The 16,134-nt window shown below is 40.0% G+C and carries 14 protein-coding genes and 1 tRNA gene; 12 read left to right on the forward strand and 3 right to left on the reverse strand.

All coding sequences use genetic code 11. From position 1 onward, the window contains the following. Position 1: 1 nt before the first annotated feature. The 5 genes from SK086_RS00580 to SK086_RS00600 all read left to right on the forward strand — a co-directional run bounded on the left by SK086_RS00580 (position 2) and on the right by SK086_RS00600 (position 6,425). On the forward strand, positions 2 to 1,663 hold the full coding sequence (locus tag SK086_RS00580) for an alpha-amylase family glycosyl hydrolase (RefSeq protein WP_324688939.1): 1,662 nt from the start codon (positions 2 to 4) through the stop codon (positions 1,661 to 1,663). A 2-nt stretch (positions 1,664 to 1,665) separates the two neighbouring features. After that, entirely contained in the window at positions 1,666 to 2,313 is a 648-nt protein-coding gene (locus SK086_RS00585) for a glycerophosphodiester phosphodiesterase (RefSeq protein ID WP_324688941.1), read from the forward strand. Further along, positions 2,310 to 3,557 (forward strand): BaiN/RdsA family NAD(P)/FAD-dependent oxidoreductase, encoded by a 1,248-nt coding sequence (locus SK086_RS00590; RefSeq protein ID WP_324688943.1) that lies wholly within the window; start codon positions 2,310 to 2,312, stop codon positions 3,555 to 3,557. Before SK086_RS00585 ends, SK086_RS00590 begins: the two co-directional genes overlap by 4 nt. Beyond that, complete coding sequence (locus SK086_RS00595) at positions 3,554 to 4,042, forward strand: nuclear transport factor 2 family protein (RefSeq protein WP_324688945.1); 489 nt, start codon at positions 3,554 to 3,556, stop codon at positions 4,040 to 4,042. Before SK086_RS00590 ends, SK086_RS00595 begins: the two co-directional genes overlap by 4 nt. 70 nt (positions 4,043 to 4,112) lie before the next feature. Beyond that, positions 4,113 to 6,425, forward strand: a complete 2,313-nt coding sequence (locus tag SK086_RS00600; protein ID WP_324688947.1) for a DUF7619 domain-containing protein — start codon at positions 4,113 to 4,115, stop codon at positions 6,423 to 6,425. Between the two features lie 33 nt (positions 6,426 to 6,458). On the opposite strand, the gene SK086_RS00605 is transcribed toward SK086_RS00600, so the two are convergent. Beyond that, positions 6,459 to 6,935 carry a TspO/MBR family protein gene (locus SK086_RS00605; protein WP_324688950.1) on the reverse strand — a complete coding sequence of 159 codons (477 nt, stop codon included), beginning with the start codon at positions 6,933 to 6,935 and terminating at the stop codon, positions 6,459 to 6,461. 88 nt (positions 6,936 to 7,023) lie between these two features. Here SK086_RS00605 and SK086_RS00610 point away from each other — a divergent pair, with 88 nt between their 5' ends. The 6 genes from SK086_RS00610 (at position 7,024) to SK086_RS00635 (ending at position 13,364) form a co-directional block, all read left to right on the forward strand. Beyond that, the gene (locus tag SK086_RS00610) at positions 7,024 to 8,142 is read left to right on the forward strand and encodes a diphosphomevalonate/mevalonate 3,5-bisphosphate decarboxylase family protein (RefSeq protein ID WP_324688952.1); all 1,119 of its coding nucleotides are present in this window, start codon (positions 7,024 to 7,026) and stop codon (positions 8,140 to 8,142) included. Positions 8,143 to 8,146: 4 nt separating this feature from the next. Then, complete coding sequence (locus SK086_RS00615; protein WP_324688954.1) at positions 8,147 to 9,085, forward strand: mevalonate kinase family protein; 939 nt, start codon at positions 8,147 to 8,149, stop codon at positions 9,083 to 9,085. Positions 9,086 to 9,095: 10 nt separating this feature from the next. Then, positions 9,096 to 10,022 carry a geranylgeranylglycerol-phosphate geranylgeranyltransferase gene (locus tag SK086_RS00620; RefSeq protein WP_324688956.1) on the forward strand — a complete coding sequence of 309 codons (927 nt, stop codon included), beginning with the start codon at positions 9,096 to 9,098 and terminating at the stop codon, positions 10,020 to 10,022. A 169-nt stretch (positions 10,023 to 10,191) separates the two neighbouring features. Beyond that, positions 10,192 to 11,079, forward strand: coding sequence for a pseudouridine synthase (locus SK086_RS00625; RefSeq protein WP_290874426.1), 888 nt, complete (start codon positions 10,192 to 10,194; stop codon positions 11,077 to 11,079). Between the two features lie 88 nt (positions 11,080 to 11,167). Further along, on the forward strand, positions 11,168 to 11,530 hold the full coding sequence (locus SK086_RS00630) for a nuclear transport factor 2 family protein (RefSeq protein ID WP_324688960.1): 363 nt from the start codon (positions 11,168 to 11,170) through the stop codon (positions 11,528 to 11,530). 67 nt (positions 11,531 to 11,597) lie between these two features. Further along, positions 11,598 to 13,364, forward strand: a complete 1,767-nt coding sequence (locus SK086_RS00635; protein WP_324688962.1) for a DUF885 domain-containing protein — start codon at positions 11,598 to 11,600, stop codon at positions 13,362 to 13,364. A gap of 30 nt (positions 13,365 to 13,394) precedes the next feature. On the opposite strand, the gene SK086_RS00640 is transcribed toward SK086_RS00635, so the two are convergent. Together SK086_RS00640 and SK086_RS00645 are read right to left on the reverse strand one after the other, a co-directional pair. Continuing rightward, positions 13,395 to 14,159 (reverse strand): hypothetical protein, encoded by a 765-nt coding sequence (locus tag SK086_RS00640; RefSeq protein WP_290874416.1) that lies wholly within the window; start codon positions 14,157 to 14,159, stop codon positions 13,395 to 13,397. A 225-nt stretch (positions 14,160 to 14,384) separates the two neighbouring features. Then, positions 14,385 to 14,466: transfer RNA gene (locus tag SK086_RS00645), tRNA-Leu, on the reverse strand. Between the two features lie 111 nt (positions 14,467 to 14,577). Here SK086_RS00645 and SK086_RS00650 point away from each other — a divergent pair. Next, positions 14,578 to 15,966 carry a dipeptidase gene (locus SK086_RS00650; protein WP_324688966.1) on the forward strand — a complete coding sequence of 463 codons (1,389 nt, stop codon included), beginning with the start codon at positions 14,578 to 14,580 and terminating at the stop codon, positions 15,964 to 15,966. Positions 15,967 to 16,134: the final 168 nt, after the last annotated feature.

Raw genomic sequence — 16,134 nt, forward strand, 5'->3', positions numbered from 1 at the left:
TATGAAAAATATCTTCCTCACTTTATCCGCTTCACTCCTATTGTTTGGTTGCAATTGTACCAAAGAAACGGTAAAAAAAGAAGCTCCAATCACCCAAACGCCTTTTGTGTGGGAAAGTGCTAACGTGTATTTTTTATTGATTGACCGTTTCCAAAACGGGAATCCGGCCAATGATAAAATCATCAATCGCAATAAACCAACCGGAGTATTGCGTGGCTTTGAAGGCGGCGACATACGCGGAGTAATCCAAAAACTCGACGAAGGTTATTTCACCAATTTGGGCATCACAGCCATTTGGATGACGCCGGTGGTGGAGCAAATTCACGGTTCGGTAGATGAAGGTACCGGAAACACTTACGGTTTTCACGGCTATTGGACCAAAGATTGGACGGCAGTCGACCCAAGTTACGGCACTAAAGAAGATTTAAAAGAATTAGTCGAAAAAGCACACGCCAAAGGCATCCGAATTTTATTGGATGCGGTGATCAATCACACCGGACCGGTTACAGAACTCGATCCTGCTTATCCAAGCGATTGGGTACGAACTTCGCCTAAATGTACTTATCAATCCTACGACACTTACATCAATTGCACTTTGGTAGAGAATCTTCCCGACGTAAAAACCGAGAGCAACGCCAATGTAGCTTTGCCTCCTATGTTAGTCGAAAAATGGAAAAAAGAAGGGCGCTATGAAGAAGAAGTCGCCGAACTCGATGCGTTTTTCAAAAAAACAGGCTATCCTAGAGCGCCTAAATATTACATCATGAAATGGCTTTCGGATTATATTACCGATTACGGCATTGATGGTTACAGAGTGGATACCGCCAAACATACCACCGAAGACGTTTGGGCCGATTTTAAAAAAGTATGCGATAGGGCTTTCGGCGAATTCAAAAAGAACAACCCGAAAAAAGTCATAGACAACAATGGTTTCTTTACCGTTGGGGAAGTTTACGGTTACAATATCGGAGCAAAAAGACTTTATGATTTTGGCGATAAAAAAGTCGATTATTACGCCAATGGCTTTACCGGTTTAATCAATTTCGACTTTAGAAACGAAGCCAAAATGAACTACGAAGAATTGTTCTCTAAGTATTCCAATATCTTGCAAAACGATTTAAAAGGCAATACCGTAATGAACTATACCACTTCGCACGATGATGGTTGGCCTTTCGACAAAAAAAGAGAGAGAATCTTCGAAGCCGGCACCAAATTGTTATTGGCTCCGGGAATTTCACAGGTTTACTATGGCGATGAAACAGCAAGACCATTGGAAATAGAAGGCACTCAAGGCGACGCTACTTTACGCTCGTTTATGAACTGGAACGACTTGCAAACCGACCGAATTAAAAACCAATTGTTGATCCATTACCAATTGTTAGGAACGTTTCGTAAAAACCATCCTGCGGTTGGCGCCGGAGTACACCAAATGATTTCGGCTTCGCCTTATGTGTTCAGCAGAAGTTACACCAATAGAAATTTCAGCGATCAAATAGTGATTGGTTTGGATTTGCCAAAAGGAAAAAAAGAAATCCCTGTCGGAACTATTTTTGCCAACGGAATGCGAGTAAGAGACGCCTATTCCAACACAGAAGCCACCGTTGAAAACGGAAAAGTAACTTTAGATACTAATTTTACCTTAGTTTTGTTGGAGAAACTATAACCATGCTCAAAATTGGACATCGCGGTGCGAAAGGTCATTCTCCCGAAAACACCTTGGCTTCGTTCGAGAAAGCTATTGCCTTGGGCGTTGACATGATTGAGTTGGATCTTTGGCTGAGTTCAGACAAGATTCCAATGGTCATTCACGATGAAACCATCGACAGAACGACTTCGAAAATGGGTTTGGTGACTGATTACAATGCCAAAGAATTACAACATTTAGGAATTCCGACTTTACGAGATGTATTCGAATTGGTGGATAATCGCTGTGAGATTAATGTGGAAATCAAAACCTTTTCGGCTACACAAGCGGTTTTGAATTTGATAGCAAAAAATACTTTCAACCAAAGCAAAATCCTCATTTCCAGCTTTGATTGGAATGCCTTGCAGGAAGTTCGCTTTCATGATGAAGACATTAGAATTGGGGTTTTGACCGAAACCGATTTAGACTTGGCTATGGCTTTCGCCAAATTCATCAAAGCCGAAGCGATTCATCCTTATTATCATTTGCTAACTGCTGAAAATGTTGAAAAAATCAAAGAAAAAGGATTTAAAGTTTTTCCTTGGACGATAAATGAACCCGAAGATATTACCTTTGTAAAATCATTGGAAGTAGACGGTATCATTACCGATTTTCCGGAAAGATTATGAATTCAAAATACGACATCATCATAGTAGGCGGCGGTGCAGCCGGTTTTTTTACAGCCATCAATATTGCTGAACAAAATGCCAAGCTGAAAATTGCCATACTCGAACGCGGGAAAAACGTATTGGAAAAAGTACGTGTTTCCGGCGGAGGAAGATGTAATGTTACTCATGCCTGTTTTGTACCGAATGAGTTGGTTAAATTTTACCCTCGAGGCGAAAAAGAATTGCGCGGTCCGTTCCACCAATTCTGCTCAGGCGATACAATAGAATGGTTTGAAAAACGCGGTGTCGCATTGAAAATTGAAGACGATGGCCGAATGTTTCCCACTACGGATTCCTCGCAAACCATCATCGACTGCTTTTTGGGCTTGTCACAAAAATTAAAAATTGAGGTCCTAACCGGTCAAAGTGTACAATCGCTTTTTCATGGAGAAGATTATTGGAAAGTCGAAACCAATCACGAGACGTTTTCTTGTCGAAAATTGGTCATGACCACAGGCAGCAATCCTAAGATTTGGGATTTGCTCCAAAACATGAATCATACCATCATTCCACCCGTACCGTCGCTATTCACTTTTAACATCAAAGATGCTCGCATCAAAGATTTGATGGGTGTTTCAGCCTTGGCTAAAGTGAAAGTGAAAAATACTAAACTCGAAGCTACTGGCCCGTTACTGATTACCCATTGGGGCATGAGCGGACCGGGAATTTTGAGACTTTCCGCTTGGGGCGCTCGGATTTTAGCGGAGAAAAACTACCAATTTGTATTGGAAGTCAATTGGCTTAACGACGTTACTTTTGAGGAAGCAATGGAAACTTTAAAAGAACTCAAACAAGAACACGCCAAGAAAGTGGTGAGTAAAAAATCGCCGTTTGATTTGGCTGACGCCCGATTCGCTGGCGCTCGGGTGCCAAACCGTCTTTGGGAAAGTTTGGTTTTGGCCTCCAACATTTCAAATGAAACCAAATGGGCGGATTTGACTAAAAAGCAACTGACAGATTTAACTAACCAGCTCACTAACGGACAATTTCAGGTGAATGGCAAAAGTACTTTCAAAGAAGAATTTGTTACTGCAGGCGGGATCGACTTAAGAGAAATTAACTTTAAAACGATGGAAAGCAAGTGGCATGAAAATTTATTTTTTGCCGGAGAAATTGTCAATATTGATGCGATTACGGGCGGATTTAATTTTCAGAATGCCTGGACAAGCGGATTCATTGTAGCCAATGCCATAACCAACTCATGAAAAAAGCCATCCTTTCATTCGCCTTATTCCTCTTGTTGGTTAGTTGTAGTACTTCAAAATCAAACGACTACCAACTGACCAAAAACTACACGCCTGACAATCCGGAATTATACAAAACCATTGTCAAACTCGACAGCGTATTCTTTGACGCTTACAATCATTGCGACACCAAATTTGAAACCTATGCCGATTTCTATGCTGAAGACATAGAATTTTACCATGACCAAGGCGGTTTATCCAATTCGAAAAAAGACATTCTCGAAGGTACTAAAAAATACATCTGTGGGAAAGTCACCCGAACGCTCGTACCAGGGAGTATAGAAGTTTACCAAATTAAAGATTATGGTGCTGTTGAAATTGGGTTGCATTCGTTCAGCAACACCACCAATCCGCCCAATGAACCCAAAAATGTTAGTCGATTTACCATTTTTTGGAAAAAAACCAACGAGGGTTGGAAGATTACTAAAGTGGTGAGTTTACATTAAAAAAATTCTTATATTTTTTACTGTAGTTATTTAAAAATCAGTTAAATTTGAGTTTCAAATTTTTCTTTTTATGAAAAAACTACTACTATTTTTGTTGTTTTGTATCACTGCGAACGCCCAATTCCAATCGACTTACCCACCTATTGAACAGTGTGATGACAATAATGATCAATTTGCTGTTTTTGATTTGACGCAGTTGACACCTACAATCTTGGCCGCTGTAAATCCGGGTGATTATACAGTTGCTTTTTACGATTCGTTTGCGAATGCACAAAATAATATCAACCCGATTGTCAATCCCAATAATTATGTCAATGTTCAACCAGCCATTCAGACACTTGGGATCAGAATCGTCAACAACACCAACGGCGCAGTTAACATCTCATCGGTTGACATTAGAGTTTTGCCTATACCGAATGCCAATCCTGCCACATTAAGTGAGTGTGATGTAACAGAATTACCTATTTACAATTTGAGTGATGCACTGGCGGAAATAACCGGCGGAAATCCCAATGTTTTGGTTACTTATTATGAGACTATGGTTGATGCGCAAACCGGTTCAAATCAGATACAAGGTAGCGGATATACGCCATTAGTTTTTCCCGGAACACAAACTTTATTTGTTAGAGTTCAAAATATCCAGAACAGTTGTTTCAGCCTTACAACCTTGACCTTGAACACACACAATTGCGGCGATCCTTGCCCGGCACCAACGCAATTAACGGCTACCAACATTTCTGATACTTCGTTTACAATTAATTGGGATAATGTTGGCGGCAGTATGGGTTCCATCTTTAACCGAGTTTGTGTTGTTCCTCTTGGAGCGCAACCGTCAGATTCTTTCTCATACGTGGTTTCTGCAACTTCAAATTCTTTTGTCCTTACCGGTTTATCACCTGATACTTGTTATGATGTTTATGTCAAAAAAGTTTGTGACATAAGTGTAAGTAGTCCATGGTCGGCTCCACTCCAAATTTGCATGCAAGATTGTATCAACAGCGGAAATTGCACTGAAGCTTTAGTTTTAAACGCTTTTATCGACAGTAACAACAATGGCATTAAGGATAGCGGAGAAAGTAATTTTAGCCAAGGTAATTTTATATACCAAATCAACGATTCGGGTAATAATCTCAACGGTAGCCCATACAATGGATCTTATTATATTTTCGACAATAATCCGACCAATTCTTATGATTTTAGTTTTCAAATCAATGGTGGATTAGCTGCTTATTACGCTTCTAATACAACGCATAGCAACATCACACTCTCGGCGGGAAGCGGCACCACGTATTTGTATTTTCCTATCACCGTTCTACAAGCTTATGTTGATGCCGGTTGCTATATTATTCCGCAAAATCTGCCTCGCCCCGGCTTTACTTATGATGTAGTTATTAGATACAGAAATAATGGCACCTCAACTATACCACACGGCACAGTTACTTTCACTAAAGATACCCATGTGACCATCTATTCTATTTCACAAACAGGAGTAAGCACTACAAGTAACGGATTTACTTATGACTTTACGGATTTGGCGCTTAATGAGATCCGAACCATTACGGTAACCCTACAAGTGCCAACGATCCCAACAGTGAACTTAGGAGATTGGTTGTCCAACACTGCTTCGATTCAAATTAATGGTGACGCTCATGTTCCTAATAATACTTCCACTTTGACACAAATGGTGGTAGGTTCATATGATCCGAATGACAAAGCAGAATCACACGGTGGTAGAATTGTTTTTAATGATTTCACCAGCAATGATTATTTGTATTACACCATTCGATTTGAAAATACCGGAACAGCCAATGCCGAATTTATCCGAGTAGAAGATTTACTAGACCCTGATTTAGACGAAACTACTTTTGAAATGCTCAATGCCAGTCATCCTGTAAACACCAGACGCGAAAACAGTCAATTGACTTGGCATTTTTACAATATTGATTTGCCGCCAACAGTTACCCATCCGAATGACAGTCATGGCTATGTACATTTCAGAATCAAACCTAAAGCCGGCTATGCCTTGGGAGATGTTATCCCTAATACGGCTTCGATTTTCTTTGATTATAATCCGCCGATAGTGACCAATACTTTTAGTACAGAGTTTGTAGAAAATTTAGGCAATCCATCATTTAGCTCGAAAGCTATTTTGATGTATCCTAATCCGGCCAACCAATCGGTTACCATAGATTTGAGTCAGTCTACAGAAAATTTATCTGAAATTGTTTTCTTTGATGTAGTAGGTAAAAGAGTAAAAGTAGTTAACTCACTAGGAGAAAAACAAATGACAGTTAATGTTTCCGATTTGTCTAAAGGCATTTATCTGATAGAAATTCAAACCGAGAACCAACTCAAAACCATCAAAAAATTGATGATACAATAATTAAAAAATCCCATCTTTTCAGATGGGATTTTTTTATCGGTTCAACCACCAAATACTACCGGTTAATACCGTAGCAAAACTCACCCAACCTAGATATGGAAGTAAAAGTAAGGCAGCTGTTTTGTCAATTTTTTTGAACTGGTTGTAGGTTTCCAAAATCATTAACCAAAGTAAAATCACTTCTATGAAAGCCAACAACGGGTTGTGCAAACCAAAAAATAAATAAGACCAAAGTGCATTCAAACCCAATTGGATGATAAAAAATTTAAAAGCCTTTTTTACAGCAGCTTCATCCGTTTCAATTCGGTTCCAAATCATACCGCCGGCTACACCCATCAAAATATACAATATTGTCCAAACCGGAGCAAAAATCCAATTCGGCGGGTTAAAAACCGGTTTCACCAATGTTGGATACCAAGTGGTAATACTCTCTCGAGTTACCATCCCAGACAAATACCCTATGGTTAAACAAGTAAAAATCACTAAGGCAATTCTTAATCCTCTTTGCATAATTTTTGTTTAAATTTTCGCCAAATATACTAAACAAATATACATCCGTATCTTAAAAAAAGTATATTTGCTCAAAATCTTTAACTGTATGATATCCGAAAAGGATTTTATAGCCAAATCAAGTACTGTTACTATTGATAACGGAAGCTTTCAATGGAGCGCTCCCAGCAATATCGCCTTGGTTAAATATTGGGGGAAAAGAGAAAACACCAACAGCTCCAATGCTATTTCATCGGAACAAATCCCGGCGAATCCATCGGTGAGTTTTACGTTGAACCATTGTAAAACCATTACGAAATTGGCCTTTGCTAAAAAACAAGACCAAAGTAGTTTCTCTTTTGATTTGCTTTTCGAAGGTCAACCCAAAGAAGAGTTCAAGCCTAAAATCCAAAAATTCTTAGAGCGAATTGCTGTTTATTGCCCTTATTTAAAAGAGTATCATTTTACCATAGCTACTGAAAATACCTTTCCGCACAGTTCCGGAATTGCCTCTTCAGCTTCAGGCATGGCCGCTTTAGCTATGAATATCATGTCGCTTGAAAAAGCATTATATCCCGAAATGACGGAAGATTTCTTTTACCAAAAAGCCTCTTTTTTAGCCCGATTGGGTTCGGGTAGCGCTTGCCGAAGTGTTAAAGGCAGCGTAGTGGTTTGGGGAAATAATACATCCATTAACGGCAGTTCTGATTTGTTCGGAGTGGAATTCCCTAATACCATACACGCCAATTTTAAAAACTACCAAGACACTATTTTATTAGTAGACAAAGGAGAAAAAGTTGTCTCAAGTACTGTAGGTCACAACTTAATGCACAATCATCCTTTTGCCGAACAGCGCTTTGAACAAGCCCATCAAAATTTATCCAAACTGAAAAAGGTTCTGGAAAACGGCGATTTACAACAATTCATCCAAATCGTAGAAAGTGAAGCTTTGACCTTACACGCGATGATGATGACTTCACTACCCTATTTCATCTTGATGAAACCTAATACTTTGGAAATCATCAACAAGATTTGGAAATTCAGAAACGAAACCCAAACTCCGGTTTGTTTTACCTTAGATGCAGGAGCCAACGTACATGTTTTATATCCCGAAAACGTTAGCGAAACCGTTTTGCAATTTATTCAGGCCGAATTAGTTGGCTATTGTCAAAATGGTAACTATATTTGTGATCAAATTGGCGAAGGCGCCATAAACCTTAGTGTATAGAACTATGAAAGGACCATTGTTTTACTCAAAAATTCTGCTCTTCGGAGAATACGGAATCATCAAAGATTCTAAAGGTTTATCTATTCCTTACAATTTTTACAACGGCGCTTTAAAAGTAGATGAAAGCCCAAGTGTAGAAGCCCAAAAATCAAACGCCAGCTTAAGTCGTTTTGCTGAATATTTAACCCAATTACAGCAAGAGCAACCTAAGTTGGTTACGTTTAACATCGAAGCTTTAAAAGCGGATGTAGCGCGCGGAATGTATTTCGACTCCAGCATACCACAAGGTTACGGCGTTGGTAGCAGCGGTGCTTTGGTAGCGGCGATTTACGACAAGTACGCTAAAGATAAAATCACGGTCTTAGAGAATTTAACCCGTGAAAAATTATTACAGTTAAAAACCATCTTTGGCCAAATGGAATCTTTTTTCCACGGCAAAAGTTCAGGGCTCGACCCGTTAAATAGCTATTTGAGCATTCCTATTCTAATCAATTCCAAAGATAATATCGAAGCCACGGGCATTCCTTCTCAAAGTGCTACCGGCAAAGGTGCTGTATTCTTACTAGACTCCGGCATAGTGGGCGAAACCGCTCCTATGGTGAACATCTTTATGGAAAAATTGAAAGAAGAAGGCTTCCGCAAAATGCTTAAATCACAATTCATCAAATATACCGATGCTTGTGTAGAGAGCTTTTTGGGCGGCGACATGAAATCGCTTTTTGCTAATACCAAACAATTGTCTAAAGTAGTCTTAAACAATTTCAAACCCATGATTCCGGAACAATTTCACGGCGTATGGCAAAAAGGAATTGACACTAACGATTACTACTTAAAACTTTGTGGTTCCGGCGGTGGCGGTTACATCTTAGGCTTTACCGAAGATTTAGAAAAAGCAAAACAATCTCTAAAGGATTATAAATTGGAAGTCGTTTACCAATTTTAATTCTCTCAAAATGCTTAGCCGAAAAACCAAACACACCGTACTGAAAATCATCAGTATGTTTTCTGTGGTGCGCGGTTACAACATTCCCATCATCGCGCTGGCACAATACCTTTCGGCCATTTTTATTATGGCCTCCGAAAAGAGAGCGCTTGACGTATTGCTCGATTTCAACCTATTTATCATTGTATTGGTGTCGGGTTTAACCATTGCTTCCGGCTACATCATCAACAATTTTTACGACAGCAAAAAAGATTTAATCAATCGCCCCAACAAATCGCAACTCGACCGATTAGTGAGTCAAAAAACCAAATTGCAAGTTTATTTTACCGTGAACTTTGTGGTTTTTCTGTTAGCCTTTTTTGTGTCGTTTCGAGCCGTGCTGTTCTTTTCCTCCTATATTTTCCTGATTTGGTTTTACTCGCACAAACTCAAAAAAATTACTGTAGTTGGAAATCTGACGGCAGCTTTCTTAGCTGTTCTCCCGTTTTTTGCCATTTTACTGTATTACAAAAATTTATACCCCGAAATATTCGCCCACGCGACCTTCTTGTTTTTACTCATTCTCATCCGCGAAATGATCAAAGATTTAGAAAACCTCAAAGGCGATGTCGCCAACGATTACCAAACCATACCGGTGCTGTATGGCGAAACTTTTGCTAAAAAAATCATCACCGCGCTCACCGTTTCTACCCTAATTCCGATTTACTATTTAATCGAAATTTTTGAAGTCGGCTACATGGACCTCTATTTCTACGTCAGCCTGATTATTCTGATTTTCTTCCTCCAAAAACTATGGAAATCCAATGGCAAACCCGATTATTTGAAACTACACAACATCTTGAAATTCCTAGTCGTTTCCGGTGTTTTCTGTATAGTGCTCATCAATCCGTCGGTCTTGCTTCACGGCAAAAAGATAGTCGAAACTATAGTGCGTTAGGAGCGAAAGGTCATTGCCATTGCTATACCTTATTCCCGTCTCGTCTAAGGACGAGAGGGCTAAATTCAAACTACGGTATAGTAATCGGCGGTATAAGCCATTGAAATGCGTATCTTTGCCAAAATTCTGAGCCAAAAAGGCTGAACAGAATGACGTTAAATAAAGCATTATGAATAAGAAGGAAGGCAATAATAAAAAAAGCAGCTCTCGAACAAATTCGAAAAAGTCAATTCCGGGTGGTCTGCCAAAGCGAGCTCAAGCCCCGAAAAAAGCCAAACCAACTACTGAAGCAACCGCTCCAAAAAAAACCGTTAAGCCGGTAAATAATATCCCAAAACCGTTAAAGTCAGACGATATTCGTTTGAACAAATACATCGCCAACTCGGGCATTTGTTCCCGTCGCGACGCTGACATTTACATCCAATCCGGTAACGTAAAAGTGAATGGTGTAGCCATTACCGAAATGGGGTACAAAGTCAAACCCGGCGATGTCGTAAATTTTGACGGCACCCTAATCACTCCGGAGCGCAAAGAATATATTTTGCTCAACAAACCGAAAAACTTCACCACCTCTAACGAAGACGATGCCGATCATCGCAATGTATTAGAATTGGTTCGTGCAGCAACCAAAGCCAAAATCCAACCGATTGGCCGCATGGACAAAAACACTACCGGTTTGTTGGTTTTTACCAATGATACGGATATGATTCGCAAATTCAGTTTGCCGAACCAAAAGTCGACCAAAATTTACCAAGTCAGTTTAGACCGTAATTTGAAGTTTGAAGACTTGGAAAAAATTGCCGGTGGCGTTACCTTAGACGGACACAAATTATATGTAGACGAAATCTCGTATATCGATGGCGAGCCTAAAACCGAAATCGGCTTAAAACTTCGCACGCCTAACGTAAAAGTAGTTCGTGCCATCTTTGAAAATTTCAAATATGATGTTTTAAAAATTGATCGCGTGGCTTTTGCCGGTTTGACTAAAAAGAATTTACCGCGAGGCAATTGGCGTTTCTTAACCGAACAGGAAATCATCAATTTGAAAAACCTGTAAAAACAACTATATTTACCCTTATAAAATCCCATTGACTTGGGATTTTTTTATGACCAACCACAGTAATCTTGTGGTAAAAAACAATTCTATGTCAGCAGAAAAAAACCTTTCTATTGCGCACCTTTGGTTTGAAGCCTTCAATGCGCACAACTTGGAAAAATTACTCTCACTTTACGACGATGAAGCCGAGCATTTCAGTCCGAAACTCAAAATCCGCCATCCGGAAACTAAAGGTTTAGTAACCGGTAAAGACACCTTAAGAACTTGGTGGCAAGATGCCTTCGATCGTTTACCCAGTTTACATTACCGAGTTACTTCGCTAACGGCCAATTCCGATCGCGTTTTTATGGAATACATTCGAACGGTGGCCGACGAACCTGAAATGTTGGTGGCGGAAGTGTTAGAAATCAAAGAAAATCGTATTATTGCTTCACGGGTATACCACGGATAATTTATCAAACTCTTAACAATTGATTCCACCAAAAACCGATAGCTTTACCCTAACTAAACCTTTAATCATGAGAAACTTATACTCTTTTTCTATGGCTATTGTATTGAGTGTCTTCTTTGGCAGTTGTAAATCTGAAGACAAAAAAGGCGACATCAATAACATTACCAAAACTTATTTTGAAGATAAGAATGCGTTGAATCCGTTAGACGCTACTCAAAACGGCCAAAATCAGTTCAACGACCAATTGGCTTTTGAAATGACCGATTCACATCGCAAAAAACAATCGGAGTTTTACAGCAAATACGAAAATCTACTGACTACAGTGGATAGTACTTCGCTTTCTGAAGAAGAAAAAAACAGCTATGATATCATGGCTTGGGAAATTGCCGTGGGCAAAGAAATGCTCCAACAAAACGCCAATCTGATGCCGATGCATCAATTTTGGGGTACGCATTTGACCATGGGACAATACGCCAGTGCCGAAAGTGCGCAACCTTTCAAAACGGAAAAAGACTATCAGAATTTCTTAAAAAGAATGGACGCTTACACCGTTTGGCTCGACTCAGCTATGGTATACATGAAAAAAGGCATCAAAGAAAAAGTGGTTCTCCCGAGAGTGCTAGCCGAAAAAATTGTACCGCAATTTCAGGATTTGCTCACACCAAAAGTAGAAGATCATTTATTTTACTCAAGCTGTAAAAAATTCCCGTCCGACTTTAGTCCGATGCAAAAAAACAAATTCGCCAAAGCCTATGCCACGCTAATCAACAAAAAACTCAATCCGCAATTCGAAAAGTTCATTGCGTTTATGAAAACGGAGTACATTCCGGCTTGCCGCACCACCAGCGGCATCGGTAGTATCAAAGGAGGAAATGACTTGTACAAAGTGTATGTAAAACAATGGACAACTACCAACAAAACGCCGGAGGAAATCCATGAAATCGGATTAAAAGAAGTGGCGCGCATCAAGGCCGAAATGGAAAAAGTAAAAGTACAAGTTGGCTTCAAAGGCACTATTATTGAATTCTTTGACCATGTGCGAAACAAACCCGAATTAAAACCGTTCAAAAAACCGGAAGAAGTGATTGCCAATTTTGAGCGCATCCACAACATCATCAAGCCGAATGTAAACAAATTTTTCGCCTTGCAACCTAAAACGGCATTCCGCGTTAAACGCACCGAAGCATTCCGTGAAAAAACCGCTAGTGCCGAGTATTCTCAAGGTGCAGCAGACGGATCGAGACCGGGAACATTTTACGTACCGATTCCGGATGTAGCCAATTACAATTATTACGGCGATGAAGATTTGTTCTTACACGAAGCCATTCCGGGCCATCATTTTCAAATTTCGCTCCAACAAGAAAACCAACAACTACCGGATTTTAGAAAGTTCAACTGGTTTGGCGCTTATGGTGAAGGTTGGGCTTTGTACACCGAAAGTTTAGGAAAAGAATTGGGCTTGTACAAAGATCCATACCAATATTTCGGTATGTTGGGTAACGAAATGCACCGCGCCATTCGCTTGGTCGTTGACACCGGTTTGCACAGCAAAGGCTGGACACGCGAACAAGCCATTCAATATTCTTTAGAAAACGAAGCAGAAAGCGAAGCCAGCATTATCGCCGAAATTGAGCGTTATATGGCAGTCCCAGGTCAAGCTTTATCGTACAAAATAGGACAATTGAAAATCATGGAATTGCGTCATACTGCAGAGCAAAAAATGGGGGAAAACTTCGACATCAAAGTCTTCCACCAAAAAGTGTTAGAATCGGGCGTTATGCCGCTAGCGCTGTTGGAACAAAAAATCAACCGTTGGATTGCCACAGCAAAATAAACTAAAAAGCCGCTCTAATGAGCGGCTTTTTTAATTGCTGATGCTTTTCTCGAGATTATTGAAATCAATGGTTTTTCCGTTCACATCAAAAAACTCGTAGGTGTATTTCAGTTTGCCTTCTATCTCTTCAATTTTGATGAACATTTGGTAAAAGCCTTGACTCCATTCTACTACCAAATGGTATTCGTAATCGCCTACTCCAAAACTACTAGGAAGATTACTGGTGTAAAGCAATTTTTTAGATTTCAGGTTGAGCGTCGGGATTTCGAAATTCTCGTATTCGCCCATTTCGTTGTCATCAATTTTCTTGCCTAAATAGTTGATACTGGCGTCGGCTTTGGATTTTTTCTTTTTCTCTTTGCCCTTATTGTAATCGTCTTTAATGGAAAAAATCACGTCTTTCATAGCGCTTTTTCCGGCATTGACTAAGGAAAAACGAATTTGATGGTGGTACATCAGTTTGTGTACTTTTTTATTGCCTTCATCAACGGTAGCGCCTTCGCTCAAATCATTGTCTACAATTTCAACTATCGGAATATTTTGTCCGGGAGCCAAGGTAAACACATCAAACTTGTGGGTTTTTAACTTTTGCTCTGCTTCGTCAACAAACTTATCTTTTTCTACAATTTCGGCATTCAAAACCTCGATTTGCTTGATGGCCTCTTCCAATTGCTTTTGCTTTTCAGCCGACATCGAATTAGCATTGTTTCTGTATAATAAATAGCCGGATAAGGCCAATAACACAAAACCAACAATCGCCAAAACCACAGTTATCATAAGCTTTTTCCCTTTCATTAGACTAAAAGATTTACATCAAAATACCATTGACGCTGTAAAAATAATCCAATTTTCAAAATTGAACCGTTTCATAAACAACAAACTGTAAACATATTATTAACCAAATAGGCATAAAAAAAGCCCTAACCTTTGTTAGAGCTTTTGTTGTGCGGGTAATAGCCCCGAAGTATCGGGGGAACCTACACACCAAAAAAAAGTCCAAACTTTCGTTTGGACTTTTTGTGCGGGTAATAGGACTCGAACCTACACGCCTTGCGGCACCAGATCCTAAGTCTGGCACGTCTACCAATTTCGCCATACCCGCTAAAATTGTGAGTGCAAATATAAAGATAATTATTAATTACGAATTATGAATTGTGAATTTTTTTAAATGCCTTTTTTCAGTAAATTTGAATACTACAATTTAATTTCAAAAATGGATAATATTAAACACTACGTTCAGCAAAACAAAGAACGTTTTATTGAAGAACTCATTGAACTTTTAAAAATTCCTTCCGTAAGTGCCGACAGTGCTTACTCTCAGGATGTTATCAATACGGCAGAAGCAGTAAAAGCCAGCTTGGAAAAAGCCGGCTGCCAATTGGTGGAAATTTGCGAAACGCCGGGTTATCCCATTGTTTTCGGAGAACACATCATCGACGCAACTTTACCAACAGTTTTGGTGTATGGTCATTACGATGTACAACCGCCGGATCCTATGGAATTATGGACATCACCTCCGTTTGAACCGGTCATCAAAACCACCGAAATTCACCCCGACGGCGCCATTTTTGCCCGTGGTGCTTGCGACGACAAAGGCCAAATGTACATGCACGTCAAAGCTTTCGAATATATGATTGCTAACAATTGTTTGCCGTGCAACGTGAAATTCATGATTGAAGGTGAAGAGGAAGTCGGCTCCAAAAGTTTAGGCTGGTTCGTAGAAAGAAACCAAGAAAAATTAAGCTGCGACGTCATTTTAATTTCCGATACCGGAATGATTTCCAACCAACAACCTTCCATCACCACCGGTTTACGCGGTTTGAGTTATGTGGAAGTGGAAGTGACGGGTCCAAACAGAGACTTACACTCCGGGTTATACGGTGGCGCTGTAGCCAATCCTATCAATGTGTTGACTAAAATGATTGCATCCTTACACGACGAAAACAATCATATTACCATACCGGGTTTTTATGATAAAGTGGAAGAATTATCGACTGCTGAAAGAGCGGAAATGGCCAAACGTCCGTACAGCGAAGAAGCTTACAAAAATGCTTTGGATATCGCAGATGTATACGGAGAAACCGGTTACAGCACCAACGAAAGAAATTCCATTCGCCCTACTTTAGACGTGAACGGCATTTGGGGCGGATACACCGGTGAAGGCGCTAAAACGGTCATTGCCAGTAAAGCCTACGCCAAAATTTCGATGCGTTTGGTACCCAACCAAGATTGGGAGGAAATCACCGAATTGTTCCAAAAACACTTCGAAAGCATTGCGCCTAAAGCGGTTAAAGTCAAGGTAACACCACACCACGGCGGTCAAGGTTATGTTACGCCTATCGACAGCATTGGCTATCAAGCGGCCAACAAAGCGTACACGGAAACCTTCGGCGTTCCGGCCATACCGGTGCGTTCCGGTGGTAGTATTCCGATTGTGGCCTTGTTTGAAAAAGAACTGAAATCAAAAACCATCTTGATGGGCTTTGGTTTGGATTCCGACGCGATTCACTCACCTAACGAGCATTTCGGCATTTTTAATTACTTAAAAGGCATTGAGACGATACCATTGTTTTATAAATATTTTGTGGAGCTGAGTAAATAGTCATCCTCACCTACAACAATCTCTAATCCGTTTATTCATATTTGAGTAAACGGATTTTTCTTTTGGGCGTTCCCTTGTTGCACAACGTTTAAAGTTCAATACAACCACTTCATAGCAACAAGGTCGGGCTTTCCGCACTCGCTTCCCGAAAAACCGGGAGAGCTCAAA

The organism is Flavobacterium cheonhonense, assembly GCF_035671315.1.
GTDB classification, from domain to species: domain Bacteria; phylum Bacteroidota; class Bacteroidia; order Flavobacteriales; family Flavobacteriaceae; genus Flavobacterium; species Flavobacterium cheonhonense.

Excerpts from the sequence above, each read along its gene's own strand:
- SK086_RS00580 (WP_324688939.1), top strand. The coding sequence starts at position 2 with ATGAAAAATATCTTCCTCACTTTATCCGCTTCACTCCTATTGTTTGGT.
- SK086_RS00585 (WP_324688941.1), top strand. The coding sequence starts at position 1,666 with ATGCTCAAAATTGGACATCGCGGTGCGAAAGGTCATTCTCCCGAAAAC.
- SK086_RS00590 (WP_324688943.1), top strand. The coding sequence starts at position 2,310 with ATGAATTCAAAATACGACATCATCATAGTAGGCGGCGGTGCAGCCGGT.
- SK086_RS00595 (WP_324688945.1), top strand. The coding sequence starts at position 3,554 with ATGAAAAAAGCCATCCTTTCATTCGCCTTATTCCTCTTGTTGGTTAGT.
- SK086_RS00600 (WP_324688947.1), top strand. The coding sequence starts at position 4,113 with ATGAAAAAACTACTACTATTTTTGTTGTTTTGTATCACTGCGAACGCC.
- SK086_RS00605 (WP_324688950.1), bottom strand. The coding sequence starts at position 6,935 with ATGCAAAGAGGATTAAGAATTGCCTTAGTGATTTTTACTTGTTTAACC.
- SK086_RS00610 (WP_324688952.1), top strand. The coding sequence starts at position 7,024 with ATGATATCCGAAAAGGATTTTATAGCCAAATCAAGTACTGTTACTATT.
- SK086_RS00615 (WP_324688954.1), top strand. The coding sequence starts at position 8,147 with ATGAAAGGACCATTGTTTTACTCAAAAATTCTGCTCTTCGGAGAATAC.
- SK086_RS00620 (WP_324688956.1), top strand. The coding sequence starts at position 9,096 with ATGCTTAGCCGAAAAACCAAACACACCGTACTGAAAATCATCAGTATG.
- SK086_RS00625 (WP_290874426.1), top strand. The coding sequence starts at position 10,192 with ATGAATAAGAAGGAAGGCAATAATAAAAAAAGCAGCTCTCGAACAAAT.
- SK086_RS00630 (WP_324688960.1), top strand. The coding sequence starts at position 11,168 with ATGTCAGCAGAAAAAAACCTTTCTATTGCGCACCTTTGGTTTGAAGCC.
- SK086_RS00635 (WP_324688962.1), top strand. The coding sequence starts at position 11,598 with ATGAGAAACTTATACTCTTTTTCTATGGCTATTGTATTGAGTGTCTTC.
- SK086_RS00640 (WP_290874416.1), bottom strand. The coding sequence starts at position 14,159 with ATGAAAGGGAAAAAGCTTATGATAACTGTGGTTTTGGCGATTGTTGGT.
- SK086_RS00650 (WP_324688966.1), top strand. The coding sequence starts at position 14,578 with ATGGATAATATTAAACACTACGTTCAGCAAAACAAAGAACGTTTTATT.